At 33.0% G+C, this 19,561-nt stretch carries 11 protein-coding genes; 6 read left to right on the forward strand and 5 right to left on the reverse strand.

The window, feature by feature from the left end; all coding sequences use genetic code 11:
- Positions 1 to 35: 35 nt before the first annotated feature.
- Both F0000_RS03435 and F0000_RS03440 read right to left on the reverse strand, forming a co-directional pair.
- Complete coding sequence (locus F0000_RS03435) at positions 36 to 1,571, reverse strand: RagB/SusD family nutrient uptake outer membrane protein (RefSeq protein WP_149623302.1); 1,536 nt, start codon at positions 1,569 to 1,571, stop codon at positions 36 to 38.
- A gap of 29 nt (positions 1,572 to 1,600) precedes the next feature.
- A complete protein-coding gene (locus tag F0000_RS03440) occupies positions 1,601 to 4,630 on the reverse strand; it encodes a TonB-dependent receptor (RefSeq protein WP_149623303.1) in 3,030 nt (1,009 codons plus the stop codon).
- A 2,085-nt stretch (positions 4,631 to 6,715) separates the two neighbouring features.
- Between F0000_RS03440 and F0000_RS03445 the strand changes: the two genes are divergently transcribed.
- The 5 genes from F0000_RS03445 (at position 6,716) to F0000_RS03470 (ending at position 10,742) form a co-directional block, all read left to right on the forward strand.
- Positions 6,716 to 7,027 (forward strand): DUF4286 family protein, encoded by a 312-nt coding sequence (locus F0000_RS03445; protein ID WP_149623304.1) that lies wholly within the window; start codon positions 6,716 to 6,718, stop codon positions 7,025 to 7,027.
- A gap of 227 nt (positions 7,028 to 7,254) precedes the next feature.
- Complete coding sequence (gene rsmA, locus F0000_RS03450) at positions 7,255 to 8,121, forward strand: 16S rRNA (adenine(1518)-N(6)/adenine(1519)-N(6))-dimethyltransferase RsmA (RefSeq protein ID WP_149623305.1); 867 nt, start codon at positions 7,255 to 7,257, stop codon at positions 8,119 to 8,121.
- An 86-nt stretch (positions 8,122 to 8,207) separates the two neighbouring features.
- Positions 8,208 to 9,563, forward strand: a complete 1,356-nt coding sequence (mgtE, locus tag F0000_RS03455) for a magnesium transporter (protein WP_149623306.1) — start codon at positions 8,208 to 8,210, stop codon at positions 9,561 to 9,563.
- A 403-nt stretch (positions 9,564 to 9,966) separates the two neighbouring features.
- Positions 9,967 to 10,359, forward strand: coding sequence for a thioesterase family protein (locus F0000_RS03465; RefSeq protein ID WP_149623307.1), 393 nt, complete (start codon positions 9,967 to 9,969; stop codon positions 10,357 to 10,359).
- Positions 10,360 to 10,376: 17 nt separating this feature from the next.
- Complete coding sequence (locus tag F0000_RS03470; RefSeq protein WP_149623308.1) at positions 10,377 to 10,742, forward strand: cupin domain-containing protein; 366 nt, start codon at positions 10,377 to 10,379, stop codon at positions 10,740 to 10,742.
- 192 nt (positions 10,743 to 10,934) lie between these two features.
- Here F0000_RS03470 and F0000_RS03475 read toward each other — a convergent pair whose 3' ends face one another.
- Entirely contained in the window at positions 10,935 to 12,632 is a 1,698-nt protein-coding gene (locus F0000_RS03475) for a T9SS type A sorting domain-containing protein (protein ID WP_149623309.1), read from the reverse strand.
- A gap of 1,362 nt (positions 12,633 to 13,994) precedes the next feature.
- On the opposite strand from F0000_RS03475, the gene F0000_RS03480 reads away from it, so the two are divergent.
- The gene (locus F0000_RS03480; protein WP_149623310.1) at positions 13,995 to 16,982 is read left to right on the forward strand and encodes a GEVED domain-containing protein; all 2,988 of its coding nucleotides are present in this window, start codon (positions 13,995 to 13,997) and stop codon (positions 16,980 to 16,982) included.
- Positions 16,983 to 17,388: 406 nt separating this feature from the next.
- Here the strand turns inward: F0000_RS03480 and F0000_RS03485 are convergent, their stop codons facing one another.
- Positions 17,389 to 18,585 carry a hypothetical protein gene (locus tag F0000_RS03485; RefSeq protein ID WP_149623311.1) on the reverse strand — a complete coding sequence of 399 codons (1,197 nt, stop codon included), beginning with the start codon at positions 18,583 to 18,585 and terminating at the stop codon, positions 17,389 to 17,391.
- 112 nt (positions 18,586 to 18,697) lie between these two features.
- The gene (locus F0000_RS03490; protein WP_149623312.1) at positions 18,698 to 19,561 is read right to left on the reverse strand and encodes a DUF4249 domain-containing protein; all 864 of its coding nucleotides are present in this window, start codon (positions 19,559 to 19,561) and stop codon (positions 18,698 to 18,700) included.

Consider the following 19,561-nt stretch of genomic DNA (forward strand, 5'->3'; position numbering starts at 1 on the left):
TCCCGTTTAGAGTTATGATTAACTCAAAAAATATCTTAATTCCCCAAATTAGGATTGTCATCAATCGCTGCTTGTGGAATAGGAGCAAAATAGTTATCTGTTCCTAAGCTCCCCAAAATTGGATTACGTTCATCAATTATTGAACCTGTAGCAGGGTCTATAGAGACTTGTGGTTGTCTGTCTCCTAGTGCTTGTTCTATTCTTTCTAATCGTACTAAGTCATACCAGCGTAAAAACTCTCCTGCAAACTCCCATTTACGTTCTGTTACTGCTAATTCTGCAATATCACCGGTAGTGAGATCAACGCTAGGATCCGGAGTAGCAAATGGTAGTCCTTCTGCTCTTCTTCTAATCATATTCAGGGCTTCCCAGGCTTCTGGAGTAACATTTCCAGATCGTCCAGAGGATTCTGCATAAATAAGTAATACTTCTGCATATCGTATCCAAAAATCACTTCTATCGGTTAAGAATGCTCTCGGTGCTAAATCTCCGATTGGACCCGTAATTTTTGCAAATACAGGATTCTTTTGATCATTAAAACTTTCCCATTCAAGATCTGTTCTATACGTAGCTTCTTTCCTTGGTCCGGCAGGGAAATCTTCAAAGAATTTGATTTCTGCTAGACATTCTTGCCAACCACTTAAATCACCAGGTAACCCTAGAATTCCATATTTGAAATTTCCTAATCCACAAGCGTTGCAATAAGGAATGGTGTATACACCCTCTGTATTAAATCTATTTTCTACTTTCCATAAATCTCCAAAATCAGATACCAATTCAAAACCATGAGCGCCTTTATTATTTATTACCTGGCTTGCTTTTTGTTGAGCATCTGTATATTTAGAAGTGTCACGTTCGGGAAAACCTGCCCAATCCATATATAACCTTGCTAGCAATGCTCTTGCAGATCCTTTATTAGGTCTGGTTGCTCCAGTTACAGAATCTGGATTCGTATCAGGAAGTCTGCTTTCTGCTTCTAAAAAATCTGATTCGATTTGTTCATATACTTCTATTTGTGAAGATAAAGACGAGTATATGATAGGGTCAACTGTTATGGGAAGTATGATTCTTCCATGAATTCTTGCTAGATGTTGAAATATCATCCCTCTTAGGAAATAGGCTTCTCCGATTATTCTTTCTAATATTAGTTGATCCACAGTATCATTACCAACCAAATCATTTGCACGGTCGATAACGATGTTCGCATTATTAATAATATTTAATGAATTTCTCCAATTATTATTGAGACGAGCATTCGTAGATTCTACATTTCGTTGGTCAAATTGTCTAAAATCCTCTTTATTGGCTCCGAAATTTGTTGTTATATCATCCCCTCCCCAAGACGGAGCATAGGCGTCGTTAAAATTAGTCGCGCTATATAATTGATTATAAACTCCTGTTATACCTTCTTGTGCATCAATGATATCTTCATATTTCCCAGGTATTTCAGTGAATTCTTCAATATTGGGATCCAAATCAGCACAACTCTGCAATAGCATGCTAAACACTATTAAGAAAACAGCATATCCAGATAACTGTTTCAAAACTGTATTAAATTGTATTATTTGCATTTTTAATATTTTTAATTTGTTTTTATTTTTTAAAATCCTAATTTAACTCCTAAAGTAAAAGTTCTTGGATTAGGAAAAGCTCCTAAATTAATTCCAGAACCTACATCTGCGTTGCTGCCGCCTTGTACTGGATTAGAAGTAACTTCAGGATCATATCCACTGTAGTCTGTTATTAAGAATACATTTTGCCCACTAACATATACCTGTGCGCTGTCCAAATTTTTGAAAAAACTTCCGAAATTATATCCCAAAGTTACATTACTTAATCGAATATAACTACCGTCTTCTATATAACGTGAAGAATTTAAAAGATTAGTACTACCTGCTCTAGGAATCTCAGTTTCGTTGTCTGGAGTCCACGCATTAAAACTGTTAGGAGATAAATTATCTCTGAAATCTCCTGTTCCTCCATTCAATGCTCCTTCTACCTGGTTATATACGTCAAAATCATGTGCTGCTTGAACAAAGATATTTAAATTCCAGTTTTTGTAGTCAAAAGTATTGTTAAATCCCCAGGTTAGTGTAGGAGTACCGTTTCCAATACCACCAAACACATTATCACCATTCTCATCCATAAGATATCTTGCATCTCCTGGTTGAGCAATAGCAGTGCCTTGGTCATTAAGAGGGATGTCATCTGTGCTTTTCCAGGTACCTAAATATGTCAATCCATAAAATTGCCCTAATGGTTGCCCCACCTCAATTACATTCAGCGCATTTGTCGTTCCATCAATAGATGTTATATTTCCGATAATTTGATTGCGACCATCATCTAATTCTATAACTTCATTTTTAACGTGAGAAACTACAAAGTTAGAATTCCAGGTGAAATTATCAGTATCAATGATGTCGGCAGAAATAGAAAAATCGATACCTTTATTTTCTACTTCACCGACATTTTCGAATCTAGTGAAAGCAGAATTTTCAACTCTGGTTTGCAACAGAAGATCAATCGTGTTTTTCTGATAGTAATCTACGCTTATATCAATTCTGTTATTCAAAAAACCTAAGTCTAATCCTACATTGAATTGCGTTGTTGTTTCCCATTTTAAATCTGGGTTTCCTATTTGAGTAGATATTACTCCATTATCGACACCCACTCCATCTCCAGAAGCAGATACATTTCCTAATAAAGCGAACCTTGCAGGACCTGGGACATTTTGGTTTCCAACTTCTCCGTATCCTCCTCTAAATTTTAAGTTACTAAAAGTGCTTCCATCTGCAATAAAACTCATGTTGTTGAAACTATAGGCTATAGCAGCAGAAGGGAAATACCCTGTTCTGTTGTCACCAGAGAATCTTGAAGATTGATCTGCTCTAATAGAGGCAGTCAAAAATAAGCTTTTGTTGAAATCGTATTGCAGTCTACCTAAGTACGACTGAATTGAGTTAACTCCTTTGTTATTAAAGAAGTTTTCTCTCAACTGGTCTCCATTATCAGAAAGGAAAAACCCTCCAGCTAAAACATCGTTAGTAAAATATCCGTTACTTGTGCCTTCGTCCCCTTGAAATTCATATACTCCTGTTATATCAAAGTTATGGTCACCAAAGCTTTTTTTCCAGTTTATAATATTACTTATTTGAAATGCCGTGAATCGGCCTGCATTAAAGTTGATAAAGGTATGATTAGAGTCTGGAATAGAAGTGTCTCCTTCTACTCTAAAAGATTGGGTGGCACTATTCCAAGTATTAGCACCAGCTATTAAGTTATAGGTAAGCCCATCTAAAAGCTTATATTTAATGTCAAAATTGGCATTAAAACGATCATTAACAGTTTCAATTTGACTTCTCAATAGCGCTGCTATTGGATTAAAACCATTATTAGCGATATCTGATGTCAAAATAAAATTACCGTCTTCATCATGTACGGGAACTGTTGGATCCCAAGTAAGTGCTCTTAAAACTAGTCCTCCTTTAAAACGGTTAAAAGAATCTACATTGTTTAGGAAACTTTCTCTACTGGCAAACAAATTTAGACCAATACTTAGTCTGTCATTTATCTTTGCGTTAAAATTCGATCGTATAGAATATCGCTCATAGCCGGTAGAAAGTATAATACCTTCCTGATCGGTATAGTTACCAGAGATAAAATATTTAAATTTTTCATCACCTCCACTTATAGATGCTTGTGTGGTGTTGCTAACTCCTGTCCTAAACAATTCATCTTGATAGTCTATAGGATTGTTCTGAAAACCGCTAATTTGTTCATCCGTATATCTAGCTGGACTTCCTACAGCTAATAAATCTCTGTTTTTTAGTGTTGCAAAATCTGCTGAACTAAGCACATCCACTTCTCTAGAAACATCCGATATGGAGGTAAAGTGTTCTAAACTTATTTTAGTTTTTCCAGCACCTTTTTTAGTCGTTACCAAAATAACACCATTAGAACCTCTAGATCCATAGATTGCCAATGAAGATGCGTCTTTAAGTACTTCTATAGAAGCAATATCATTAGGGTTTATGGTTCTTAAGTCTCCTCCAAAAATACCATCAATAACTACAAGAGGAGTGTTGTTTCCAGTAATAGAATTAACACCTCTTACTCTTATTTTTACACCTGCACCGGGAGCACCGTTGTTTCTGGCTACTGTTACCCCAGCGGCTCTACCTTGTATAGCTTCTTCTACACGAGTAATTGGCTGGCTTTCAAAGGATTTTGCGGTTACTTGTGATACGGCTCCTGTAAGATCACTTTTTCTTCTGGTACCATATCCAATTACTACTACGTCATCCAGAGTTGCTACATCTTCTTTTAATTGTACGAATATATTAGTTTGGCTACCCACGGTAATTTTTTCAGTTATATATCCAATGTAGGAAATGACCAGGACGTCTTCTGGGGACGCATTGATACTAAAATTACCATCAAAATCGGTTATTTCACCGATTGATTTTCCTTGAAGGGCTATATTTACGCCTGGAATTCCAATATTGCTCTGATCAACAATTTGTCCGGTTACTGTCTGTTGTGCATACAACTGGTGGCTAAACAGCAACATTATAAATATTCCTTTCATAAAGTGTCCTCCTATAGTACACTTAAATAGTTTTTCTCTCATAATTTATTGTATGATTTTAGTTATTTTCTAAACTTAAAAGAAATTTTTTGGGATATTTCTAAAACCCTCTTTTTTTTTACGTTAATGGTTTCTCAATATTTTTACTGCTAACTTTACGAAACTTCATCAATTCATTTTATCTACATAGTCATTCATTTATTTATTATTTAATTATTAGTGGTGAATAAATTTGATAATACAAAATACTGTCATAGTTTGTTGGATTTCAGAGGGTAAATCATCAAATGTACTTTTTGATCATACAATGTGCTTTATGTTGTTTATGAAAAATTTTTCTAAAATACATAATTCTCATTAAATTCGCTATAAACTCGAAAATAAGTTCTATGATTATTATTTTTTTTGTCTTTTTAATACTTTAAGATCTCAGCGTTTATGTACTTTGTTTTTTGGAGTATAGAATGTGTCTATTAAGTTTTTTAATATTAGAAATTTTTGTCCTAAAACTTTGATTGATATTTCTTTAAATAATGCTATGGATTTAATAGGTTGAAATTTTCATTTTATGAATTATTTTTGTCAGATGATTTTAATACGTATACTGTTTCTAAGATTTTACATATGTATATAGTAATTTTCTTTTTTAATAGATGCCTTAAGAATATTTAACAATAACACTAGATTCAACAATTGTTAAAATATTTATTCCTAGTTTAGTTATTTATAATCATTTTTATTTCCTATTTTCCGAGATCATTATGTTTAAGTTTTAAGATGCTGTATTTAGTATATAAAACAGTTGTTTCATAGAAATCCCTAAAAACAAATTCATATTTTTTAAATAAAAAATCCAGCTAAATCATTGCAATATATAGTTCTCTAAAATAAATGGATTTTAGGAAGTATCTTTTAGCTGATTCAGCAAGATTAATCTTAAAAAATTATTGGTTTCGTAATATAAACATAAGCATCCCGCGTATTTCTGACGGTTAATTTAAACTAGACTTTAACTGAACATTATTTTTTTTTTACCAAAACACCATTATAAAAGTATGTGGAACCCTTATTTATCAATAGTGTAAGCGGATTTGTTAAAAAAATATTTTTATTGTGATAGAAGAGTAAAATTTAACAATTAGATTAAATTGAGGTTATAACAAAGCTTTAAAAGAAGGTTTTTTTCTGGATTTATTGTTAAAAAAGAAAAAAAATAAAGCTTTTTTTGATATCAAAAACACTATGAATTCAAAATTAAAAGTTAAATCTGTTAAAGGATGAATTAATGCTTTTTTTGTTCATATTGGATTGAAAAAAATATAATTGATTTTCTTTTTTTAACAAAATTTAGTATTCAGATTTTTGCAGAATAATCCCTTCGTAGCGAATTGCTCTTTGAGTATTGGTTAGTATGACCAATATTTTTGAAAAAAACAATATTTGACTTATTTATATTTTCTCAGCAAAAGCAAACATGTTTTAGGGTAACTTTTTATGGATACTACAATTCAATTTTGATTTAAAATCTCTAATTGTAATTTTTTTTGGTTTGTATTTCAAAATAAAATAGCTGCTTTTTGTTTGAGTTTTTTAAAACCAGAAGTGATGTAATAAATTAAAAATCATAGTTGGTTTTCTTGCTACAGTAGACATGTAACAACCAAGTTGTAGGAGACAGTAATAATCTGGGTTATGGGTTAGATTATTCATGTAGAAGATTAAAAACCATCAATTCGAGATATCTTGCAAAAATTTTATCAGAAAGGCGAAAGAATTGGAAATGTTAATTGTAATACAGTAAGTTAAATCATAAATTAATGACGGCACTTTTGCAAAGTGGAAATGTGGCAAGAATAGTTTTTAAACCCAAAAACACTTTTTTTTAGTACAAAGCCTTATCAGAACTTCATTCAAACTGATGCACGTGGGACTCATCGAGTTTTTGGTTAATTGCAGCCTAGTATAGAATTAATTCTCTTTACTCGATAATCGAGATTTAAATGCTGAAGGAGACATACCTCGAAATCAAAATGTTTTTTCAATAAATGCCTCGCGGGCTTGCCCCGAGGTAGTTTACTTCTTCGTAACTTTGCTTTTTTGCGATATCAAATTGTTAATAGTTACAAAATGTATATATATAATGTTACAGTTAATATAGAAGAAACGGCTCATGATATGTGGTTGGATTGGATGAAAAATGAACATATTCCTGATATGTTAGCGACAAAAAAGTTTAGTAAAGCCCTGATGACAAGGGTTTTGGTAAAAGAAGAAATGGGAGGATATACATATTCTATACAATACACAACAGATAGTAAGGAGACTCTGGATCGTTATTATGAAGAAGACGCTATCGAGTTACAAGCAAAAACCAATCGTTTTGTCGGTAAATTTGTAGCTTTTAGAACTGAACTGGAAATTATAAGCGAACAATATTAAAGATTTTATCTGCTAATTTTGTTTTTTTAGGTTCTCTTTTATCAGGATGTCATCATTATTGGTATACTCTATGATAGAATTGTTATTGGGGTGAGTAAAAAAAATAAGGTGAGTCTCACTGTTTTATGTGGGATAATAGATTAAAATTTTCATTTTTTTTTAAATCATAAGAGAGGTTAAGATTAACAATACTATTTTAAAAAGCAATTGAACTAATCCCGAATTATATGTCTTCCAAATTTAAAAAACATCATCATAGCGTATCAAAAGATAGGAAAACATATCCTGAAACGGCTGTACGTGCCAAAAAACATTTAGGTCAGCATTTTCTTCAGGATGAGATGGTGGCAAAAGATATCGGTGATACCTTGACATTGAATGGATATAAGAATGTAATAGAGATTGGTCCAGGAATGGGTGTGCTGACTAAATATATTTTACAAAAAGATGTAGATCTTATTGCGATGGATCTGGATGTAGAATCTATCGAATATCTTACTACAAGTTTTGCTTTGGAGTACCCTGAACTTAGAAAGGGAAAAATGAAGTTTAAGGTCATAGAAGGCGACTTTCTTAAATATGATTTAAAAACATTATTTGGTGAAGAGCCTTATGCGATTACAGGTAACTTTCCTTATAATATATCTTCCCAAATTCTTTTTAAAACAATTGAAAACAGAGATCAGATTCCTGAGTTTACTGGGATGTTCCAGAAAGAAGTTGCTCAGCGTATTTGTGAGAAGCATGGTAGTAAGGCATATGGTATTTTGTCAGTTCTTACACAGGCGTTTTATGATGCAGAATATTTGTTCACAGTGCCTCCTGATGTTTTTAACCCTCCTCCCAAAGTTGATAGCGGCGTGCTAAGATTGATTAGGAAAACTAATTATGCATTGTCTTGTAATGAGAAACTTTTGTTTACAGTTGTAAAAACAGCTTTTGGTCAACGTAGAAAAACACTGAGAAATAGTTTGAAAACATTTCAGTTATCAGATGAGATAAGAAAGATGGATTTATTGTCTAAAAGACCAGAGCAATTAAGTGTCACTCAATTTATAGAGTTAACCTCTATTATTGAAAAGCTAAAGGGCTAGCTTCATTTAACGCTATCATAAAACTCAATTCAATTCTTTGATTATCTTTGTGGGCGTTTGCAAAGAAATCTATAAATAAGTATCCTATGTCATTCGAGATTTCCAATGAACTTATTGATGAAGTAAAGCAATTTATACAAATTGAAGATGATGCTCATTTGCAGGAAATGCTTAGTGAAATTCATTTTGCTGATATTGCAGAGATACTCGAAGAACTCAACTTACCCCAGGCAACATATTTAATAAAACTTTTAGATAGCGAAAAGACTTCAGAAGCCCTGATGGAGTTAGAAGATGATTTTCGTGAACGTATTCTGGAAAACCTTTCGATAAAGGAAATTGCAGAAGAATTGGAGGAGATGGATACTGATGATGCTGCAGATATAGTAGCAGAACTTCCAGAAGTACGAGCAGAAAAAGTTATTGCTGAAATTGAAGATGAGAAATTAGCAGAAGATATTAAAGAATTGCTGAAGTATGAGGAAGATACGGCAGGTGGTTTAATGGCAAAAGAGTTGGTAAAGGTAAAAGAAACCTGGACGGTTGCCGGCTGTGTTAGGGAAATGCGTAGACAAGCAGAAAATGTTACCAGAGTACATTCTATATATGTAGTGGATAAAGAGGGAAGGCTGAAGGGAAGATTATCTCTTAAAGATTTATTGACTGCTACGGCAAAAACTCATATCAGTGAAGTATATATTCCTAAGGTAGATTTTGTGCGAGTAGATACAGAAGGTGAGGAGGTAGCGAGAATTATGCAAAAATATGATTTAGAAGCTATTCCCGTAATTGATGATAATGGTATTTTGGTAGGTCGTGTGACTATTGATGATATGGTAGACTTTATTAAAGATGAGGCCGAAAAAGATTATCAATTGGCTGCGGGTATTTCACAAGATGTAGAGGCAGATGATAATGTGTGGGAATTAACAAGAGCAAGGCTGCCCTGGCTTATACTTGGGCTCTTTGGAGGGCTGGGGAGTGTGTTTATTATGGAAGGTTTTGAGGAATTAATGACTGATCCTAAAAATAAAAGCCTCTTTTTTTATACCCCTTTGATTGCTGCAATGGCAGGAAATGTAGGAGTTCAGTCTTCTGCGATTATTGTACAAGGCTTGGCAAATAATGTGGTAAAAGGAAGTCTCCTGAGTAGGTTGTTAAAAGAAATAAGCCTTAGTCTTATCAACGGTATTGCTTTGGCGCTACTCATTATTATTTTTGGTTTTATCATGAACTATGATATTTTCTTTAGTATAACCATAGCTGTTGCGCTTATGTGTGTTATTATAGTGGCAGCACTAATTGGAACATTTGTTCCGATAGTACTAGATAAAAGAGGTATTGATCCGGCAATTGCTACAGGACCTTTTATAACCACCAGTAATGATATTTTTGGAATTTTTTTATTTTTCTATATAGCAAAGTTGATTCTGGGTTTCTGAGTACGGGTGAAAGAGAGAGGTATTTAGGGAAAACACCGTCATACGATATTTGCAATTCCAAAATCATATGACGGTAACAGGTGCTAAGAAGTCTGTAGGCAGGTATAAATTTGCGGGCAAGCATGAATTGTATTACAGTAGGACGGACCAGTAACGGATCCACTACAAGAACAGCCGCATAAGGATAAGTCGTTTCCTCCAAGTCCCTTGATTTGACGTTGGCTTTCTTTGGTAAGAACCTTAATACCTTCAATGTTGAAAAAAATTGTTTTCATGTGTTATTTGTTTTTAAGTTAGTAAGGTAAATATATATCAAACGTCCTTAGTCTATAGCAGTTTTAACGTTTTTTTATTTTCGTTTTTGCTACTTTCAAGGACTATAAAATCGGTAATTTGATCAGCTATGGAAACAGAAATTTTTGAATCTCAAATTATAGTACCAGCATCTGCAATTGATGACATCAACCATGTTAATAATGTGCAATATTTACAATGGGTTCAAGATATTGCTAAAGAACATTGGGAAGAAAAAACATCTCAAAAAATGAGAGATACTTATGTGTGGGTAGTGTTGAGTCATTTTATAGAGTATTATCATCCGGCGTTTGAAGGGGATCAGATTACACTCCAGACCTGGATTGATCATTACCGCGGGGTGAAAAGTGAGCGGCATACAAAAATAATAAATACCTATACTAAGAAGGTAATTGTTTCTGCAAAGACCTCTTGGTGTTTGCTCTATAAAGAAACGTTAAGACCTGCCAGGATTACTGATGAAATTGTTACCTTGTTTTGAGATGTTTAAAATAGTATATGAAAGCAATAAATATTCAAGAAAAGTTATCTAAATTTGATGCTCAGTGGCATCCTCATAGGATTGCTACCATAGATGATAATCAGGTATATCTAGCAAAAATATCAGGAGATTTTGTCTGGCACACACATGAAAAGGAAGATGAACTTTTTCAGGTTATAAAGGGCACACTATTTATGAAGTTTAGAGATAAAACGGTAAAAGTTGAAGCTGGGGAACTTATTGTAGTGCCAAAAGGGATAGAGCACTGTCCTTCTGCAAAAGATGGAGAAGAGGTCCATCTTTTATTATTTGAAAAAGCAACTACCAAGCATACAGGAGAAACTAGTACTGAACGAACTGTTTCGCAGTATGTTGATATTTAAAAGGTTTTAAGTATGTTTTTTGTATAACTGTGTGTGGTGTTTAGTATTTTACTTGTCCCAGAGTTTAGATATGGGTAAATCAAGTTAAAAATTCTGAAAAGTAATCTTTTATAGTAAAAAATCCAGTAAGCAATAACCTACTGGATTTTCAAACTATTTTACTATTAGTACTATATGAATATTCCTAAGTATTTATTGTTTTACAAATCTCAGTGATTTACTTTCGGTATCTCCTGTTAGTCTGACAAAATATATTCCAGCATTTAGATTCGCTATTTTTAATTGTCCGCTAAAATCAGAGTTGTTTATGGTTTGCTTTTGATGAACCTTACCTAGCATATCAATTATTTGGATAGAATTATATGTTGAACTATTTCCGAGAGAGATATTAAGAATATCTTTCGCAGGATTTGGATATAGCATTACTTTTCCATTGGCTAAGCTTTCTGGGGTAACGTCTGATCCAGATGCTTTAGCAGAAGAATAGAATTGAATATTCCATTTTTCGTTATTGCTATTGCTGTTGAACCAGAATATTTGTGCATTAGCATTTGTTGCTCCATTGTGTCTATCCATTCCCAGGTTGCTACAATGCACTGGTTTAATCGAATAATTACCTCCGTTTTGTGCAATTTTCCATTTTCTGTTATTGCCACTAGAGCTAGTTCCAGTAGATACATTTGCATTGTTAGTACAGGCTGAATTATCTACCTGTAAATATCTTCCTGTACCAGAATTTCTAATTGTGTATTCGTTGTTTCCTTGGTGTATGAATACCCATCTTTGATCATTATAATTACCTGGATTGATCATACGAGCATTATAATTAGCCCAAGAAGGAGCAAGTAAGCGTTGAGAATTCTGAGGGGAAGTGATGTAGTATGTTCCGTCTGAGATAATTTGATTACCGCTATTACCGCCGCCGCCAGAAGAAGCAACAGGTTTATAAACACGAATCCAATCTATGAGCATTACATTTTTTGCTGAGTTATTTAGATCATAAGATGGAGAAATAGGTCTTCCGTGATGACTTTCTGTATCTATAATAATGAATAACTCCTTGGTAATTTGATTCTCCCACTGACTTTTGTTTAGAGGAGTGGAGGATACATTCGGGTTTGGATTTTGCAATATTGCCTGATTATAACTACCGTTTAAGTTATTTTTGTATCGCCCGTCAACAAAATGTTCTCCTTTTGATGTAGGGACTCCATCGATATAAAATGTAATATCAGTAGGGCTTTTCCAGTAGCATCCAAAAGTATGAAATCCGTCTCTCCAATAAGGATTTTGAGCTAGACTTTGATTGGGATTAACTTTAAAAAACGTTTGATATGTATGATCGTTTCCTGATTTCCAGATATGAAAATTTGTGGACATTTGCTTACTGAAAAATTGATTTGTATCGCCACCATACACTTCTAGAATATCAAGTTCTTGCCACCAGCCTGGATTGTTATTGTCTTTTTGACTCAGTAACCAGAAATTGGATGAATTTAATATATTAGATGCTTTAATTCTGGCTTCCATGTAGACTGGGTACTTTATCTTGGTTTTAGAAGAGATAACACCGCAGTTTACTTTGCTTCCAGAACCCTGTGTTCCTCTTATTTCTAGAAATCCTCCAGAAACATTAGAGTTCCCGGTTACCCAATTGGTTTCTCCCGGACCAGGCCATCCCGGATCAGGCATGTAGTAATCTACCCATTTATTAGTAAAGTTAGCATTCCCTTTTCCATTATAATTGAAGTCGTCAGAAAAGTTGGATTGTAATTGCCATTGCTTACCTGATCCAGCGTTGGCAGGAATAGGAACTCCTGACCAATCTTGCCCAAAGGTAAAAAGACAGGTGCAAATTAAAAAAACACTTAACAAGTAATTATTTTTCATAATTATGATGAATTATTAGAAATAGAATATTGTAGTGTGGAGAGTTAAATTGAGTTTGTGATGATTAATTCTATTCTGGGTTAGTAATTAAATAACGTATTTTTATTACGGTTTTAACGTAAAATGTTGATTTCAAATCTACTGAAAAAAATAGATTAAATACAAAAAAAAAGGATAAAATTTATAAATTAAATTTAAAAACCTATATTCTATAAGGGTTTTAAAGAAGCATAATAATTTTATTTTTATAGTTTTATATGAAATTATATTAAAAATTATGTTATAAAATTGAATAATATTTAAAATTCGTTAATATTTAATTTCATTTATGGCACATGTAAAAGTAGTCTTAAGATTACTTTTTTTTAGTTAAAATATAAATCCTTAATTTGACGATTTTTCAATGCTTTGCATATAACACGGTTAGAAAGTTTTGATGTAGATGGTTTTCGTTGTATTTGTGTTTTTGATTACATAGTGATTTTACTCGATAATCGAGATTTAAATGGAGGCTTGCCTCGAAATCATTTTTTTTTCAATACATGCCTCGTGGGATTGCCCTGAGATAGTTTACTCTTATCTGGAATGTATTAATAAGATAATTATGGTAATTACATTGGTTTTTCTAAGGGTTTTGATCTTTTTAAATACAAGAGTTCTTAATAATTAATAAGTGTTCATTTACATTTCATAGGACTAAAAATGAAAAGCGAATAAAATTTATAATTACACCAGCCTTAGATAGCATCACGGTAAACGGAAATAAGAAGAAATGATTTTAGTAGTTAATTTCATTTGAAAAATGGGACTTACTACTATACCAGGATAGGAAAATATTTTAGAATACCCCAAAATATTTATATGAAGTGACTAAAAAAACAGGATAAAACAGGTAACACTTTTTGATAAAGATCAAATTAGATGATTTAAAATAGAATATAACTAAAAGAAATATCAAAACAGTAAGAATGATAAGTAGGTATTAAAAATGTTAAAACCTTAATAATAGTACTGTTTTTTAGTAATAAATATCTTGATTTTATAGACTTAGTGAAGTTATGCCTTGAAAAATAAACCCACAATTACAAAAATTGAACCACTTTTTGAACTAAAATTTCAATAAAAAGCTAGGGTTAAAGCTCTTATAAACGTTTAACTAATGGTGTAATGTAGATTATTAAACTATTAACTGATTAGAACAAATTTTTTCACATACAATTCTTTATGAAGCTTTCTTACTCTATAAATAATAATATGGAGCTGGAAAATCTTTTTCCTGAATTAAAAGTCTTTATTTTTTGTTTACATCAAAAACGTTTAACTGCTTTTTATCCATTAAATAAATGAATTTAAATTTTTTCAATGAGACAAATCTTTTTTTATGTCATATGTGCAATTGGCATAGTAACTACAATTTCTGCGCAACAATCAGGAGGTCCTTCTAGTATTGCTAAAGGTACTTTTATAGGAAAAACAAAAGTATTTAAAGAGTACCCAACAATAAAGGGTCACTCAAAAAGTGTAAAAGAGGTAACTATAGTATCAAATAATTTGAGAGCAAATGAAAAAGTAAATCAAAACGCTCTACCATTAGGTCCGGATCCGTCGAGACAGCAAAAATTTGGAGTTTTTGCTACTAAAAATTTACTTGTAAATTTTGAAGGAACTAATATCAATGAATCAGGAGGGAAATTGCCGCCAGATCCATCGGGAGCAGCAGGTCCTAATCATTATGTACATGGAGTAAATATAGCGATCAAAATTTTTGATAAAAATGGGAATTTACTAGCAGGTCCTACTTCACTAGCTGATTTTTTAGGCACTGGAAATAATGATGGTGATCCCATTATATTGTATGATCATCTGGCAGATCGCTTTTTTGTAAGTCAGTTTAGAAAATCAGATAATGCATTAATCATTGCTGTGTCTGATACCCCTGATCCTACAGGTGCTTATAATGTATATGAGTTTCCTTTGGATGATTTTCCAGATTACCCCCATTATTCTATCTGGCCAGATGGTTATTATTTGACAGCGAACAAGGCATCCGGTAATACTACATATGCATTGGAGAGAGAGGTAATGATTGCAGGTGGAAGTGATCCTCAGATTATAGGTTTCGATCTTCCTGGTATTAGGCGTAATCCCACTACAATTTTTAGTCCGGAACCTGCAAATCTGGTAGGGTTTGACTTTCCTGTTGATGTTCCCGGATATATCGTATATCTGCAAGATGATGGCTGGAGTACTGCTATCACCGAAGATCATCTTAAAATATGGGAAATTGATATAGATTTTGCTAACCCTGCAAATTCTACAATTTCACAACCATTAGAAGTGGCTACAGCTCCTTTTGACAGTGTGTTTGCAAGATTCGGATCTGGAGATATAGAACAACCAGGAACCACTCAGAAAATTGATGCCCTTGGAGGAGTGATATCATATGCAGCAAATTATCGATCTTTTGCAGATCACAATTCCTGGCTAATTACATTTAATGTGGATGTTGATGGTAATGACACCTCTGGGATACGCTGGATTGAACTGAGAAATAATAATACAGACGGTTGGACAATCTTTCAGGAAGGTACTTATGCGCCTGATGATGGTCATAGTCGATTTATGGGAAGTGCTTGTATGGATGAAAATGGAAATATAGGGTTAGCATTTAATATCGCTAGTGCTACGCTTGCTGCTGGTATTAGATATACAGGTAGATTTTCGGATGATACTACGGGAGAAATGACGCTGGCAGAAGAATCGATCATTGAAGGTGCGGGAGTACAGACATTTTCAAATAGATTTGGTGATTATTCACATCTTACTATGGATCCGGATCAATCTACTTTTTGGCATACTGCAGAATATTTTAAATCAGATAATGTATGGGCTACTAGGATTGCGTCTTTTGGATTGGTGTCCGGTCTGACAAATGATGTAGGAGTAAATGTTATTTCAAGTCCTAATACTAATGGTTTTCTTACCGGTTCAGAAACAGTTGAGGTACGACTAAGAAACTTTGGAACTATCCCTCAGAGCAATATTCCAATACAATTATGGCTTGATGGAAATCTGGTTGCTACAGAAACCTATACAGGAACTTTGGATCGAAACCAATCAGATATTTATGTGTTTACACAAACAATTGATTTATCCAATGTTGGGCAGACATATGCTATTGAAGTAAGAACAGCCTTGAACAATGATGAATTTTCAGAGAATAATAGTGCTAGCCAAAGGGTGACAAATTTATTCACTGATGATGCAGGAATCACTAATATCATAATACCATCTACAGGAGCTGGATTAGGGCTGGAAGATGTTACAGTTGAGATCACAAATTTCGGAGGACAAACCATTACGAGCACAGAATTACAATATGCTGTAGATGGAGGAACCCCAGTTACTGAAACATTTTCAGGGATAATTGCAGCAGAGGAAACAGTTTCTTATACGTTTACTACGCAAGTAGATTTGAGTACTGTTGGTAGAACTTATGAAATAGAGGTAAGAACAAATCTGAACGGTGATTTACAATCAGGGAATGATGCAATTTCAAAGCGTATAACACATACCGCTTGTGTGCCCGAAGCTTTAGAAGGATGCAGAGCAAGTGGTATAAAAAAGTTTGTTCTCAATACGATTAATACTGATGATGGTATTAATGGTTGTAATACAGAGGGAGTATCTGGTGTAAGGGGATATGCTGATCGTACTAATCTTTCGACAATGCTTCTTAATGTTGCTGGAGAAAATGAATATGTATTACAGGTAAAGCAAAATCTGGATTTGACACTAGGAGCGATGGCTCTTTCTGTTTGGATTGATTTTAATGATAATACTATTTTTGAACCTTCTGAGCAATTGATCCAGGGAGAACTTTTTCAATCTTTTGAAGAGTTAGAAGATTTTAATTTGGTAATTCCTGTGGGAGCTCCTATTGGGGGTCATGTGTTAAGAGCAAAAGCTATAGATACTTCGGTAACTGGAGATGTTAACGATCCTTGTGGAGATTATAATTTTGGAGAAATTCAGGATTATACAGTGGTTATCGATGCAGTTTTAAGTACCGAAGAACAGCAATTTAATAATTCTGAATTACTTGTTATAACAAAGCCAGAAAATAGATATGAAATTACTTTGAAATCAGATGATTCATACGATGGAATGGTCTACATGGGAGTATTTAATATGTTAGGGCAACAGCTATCCACAAAAACCTTAACAAGGGTAGGAAGTGAGTACAAAATAAATCTAAATATGTCAGAAGCCACATCTGGAGTTTATTTTTTAAGGATAGGAGATATAAAAGTCCGATCAGCTAAAACAGTAAAAATAATTGTTCAATAGTTTTTGATCTGTAATCATAATATAACTGGCTTAAGTTTTATAAAACTTAAGCCAGTTTGCATATAGTATATGTTACTCGTACTCAGGATTTGTTTTATACGATTTATAACTAAAAATTTCGCATATTCATCGTTTCTTTTTCCTTTCTACTTCGTTTAAAAAATAAACCGTAGCTATAGCTATGCTTGATTTTTTTGCCTTGCATAAAGAAAAAATAATTCAATGAATTTATACGAATTTTTTAATCACAAATCGTATTACACCTTTTCCATTTTTAAATTACTCATTAAAATTTGCGCTTCTTGATCCAAAGAAAGTTTACATGATATACTTATATTTTATTTAAAATAGAACTGGTATTATAGTACATCTTCCCAATTTGGATAAGCGTGTAATTACTACAATCTTAGTTTAGAGTTTGCCACACTGATACCTTAGTTTGTATCGCATTCCAATCTACTGAGTTTTTAGCATTCTGTAATTGTTGTGCAAGTTCAGTTTCACTCATATTGAAAAGGTTTTTTGCAACTTCAAACAACGTTTTATCAGTATTTATATCATCCAGAGCTTCTCTGTCAATAGTACTGATTGCCAAACAGACAGAAGCTCCAATTTCATATAATAATACAGAATCAAATACTAACGTAAGAATTTCTTGATTTGTAATTCCATAGTCATTATCTAATACACTTCCTGGAATAAAAGACTCATTTGATCTTTTTGGGAAAAGTGCTCTTACAGCCATTCTTTCAATATATCGTGCACTCCCTTCATCCGTTTCTGATAAATCATATGCATATTTTATAGATGAATCCAGTTCACTTTCTTTAGATCTGATTGCTACATATTGCTTTAGTTTCTCTTCCAGAACGGTTCGACTGATAGCTCCATTAGGGAAATCCTTAAAGATCTGATGTGTTAAGGTTCTTAGTTCCAGTATTTCCTTAGAGATTGATGATTTTTGATGCTGTTCTATATTTTTAATTGACGTTCTTTTTGGATTCCAGCTATCCTGGTATGTATGAAAGTTTTCGTGAAGTATAAAATCAATAGCACCAATTGTGATTGTATCCGGATCAAAGAAACCACCAGGATATATTGCCAATTCTTCGCCAGCAATAACCTCATCATCACTATATATCTGTAGATAGTAGTTTTGGTTATCAATTTTAAAATTAAAATCATATAACCCATTTCCAGTATCTGATGTGATCAATTGAAAAGCTCTTAGAATTTCATCATCATAGCGATAAACTTCTAATCCATTATTATTTTCCTCATCAATTTCTAAAGCATTGCTTATAGCAGACTGTGGATTGATTATAATTCCTCTGTCTACTTTCCCTTCTTTGTTTTTATGCACAAGATACATAGGTGTTTCTGTCAGATTAAAACCAGTCCAGATTTCATCGGCGTCAAATAGGATTCCTGCTTTTTTAATTTGTGATAATAACTGTTTATCTATGCTGGAAATTTGATCAGATGGGATCACAATTTCATTCATATCTATATTGTTATTATTAGGAGTATCATCATCGGTACTACAAGAGATAAATAATAGCGCTAGTAATAGCAAAGGGTTTATTAAAAATTTAGTTTTCATTTGTTTTTATTTAAAAATATTAATCAAATCTTATGTGTATCACTGAAAATCTACTGCAGCTCGAAATCAGCAACTACACATACGATATATTTAGAATGTTATGTAATTTATTTTAAAATGTAATTTCTTTTTCGGTTAACTGGAAGCCAGCAAAAACGCCATAACCTCCAGTTTCCAATATATTATTAGGAGGAATTATGACTTCTTCTACAGGGCTTCCCTCACTTTGGGAATTAAGATAAGAAGCGAGTAACGATTGATATAAAATTTGCTCTACATTGGCCACTTGTAGTTTTAAAATATTACCACTTAAAAAGTCATTTTTTCTTAAGATTCCTTCAGAACTTATTGTTGTTCCATCTCCCAGATTGTCGGTAGCAAAGCGATCAGATTCAAAATCAAATGAATTTCTAGAAATAAATATATTGGGATCTGTGTTTTCAATTTTTGCACCTACGATATAGAAATTTTGAGTTTCTGTAATGTCATCAAATCGTACTTTTACAACCTTTACAGAGCCTTTGTCGTCATCTTCTTTGTCACTTAGAAGCTCAGAAATAGATTGAATTCTTTTATCAGGAATTCTACAAGAGGCGTTAAATTCTTTTTCATTGACTATTACTTTGAGAAAGTACCTTTTTCCTTCTACGATCGAAAAATCTGATGCCATAATCTGGTATCTGAAATTATTTTCGGAGTATGGTAAGTCTACGCTTGCTCCATCTTCATCGGTTATAGAAACAATAGCATTTGTAATGGCAAATTTATTGTCGACACTAAAATCATTAATAGGTTGCCCAATTATAAACTCTGTTCTGGAAACCTTGACAGCGATAACATCGCTTTGTGGAGCTATAAAACTATTAATGATTACCAGTGATTCATTGTTATCCAATAAACCATCAGGATCGATAATATCTTCACAGCTATATAAACTGAGTAATAGGCAAAGAATCAAATAAAAATAAGTTCTCAT

The organism is Aquimarina sp. RZ0 (assembly GCF_008370685.1).
GTDB lineage: Bacteria > Bacteroidota > Bacteroidia > Flavobacteriales > Flavobacteriaceae > Aquimarina.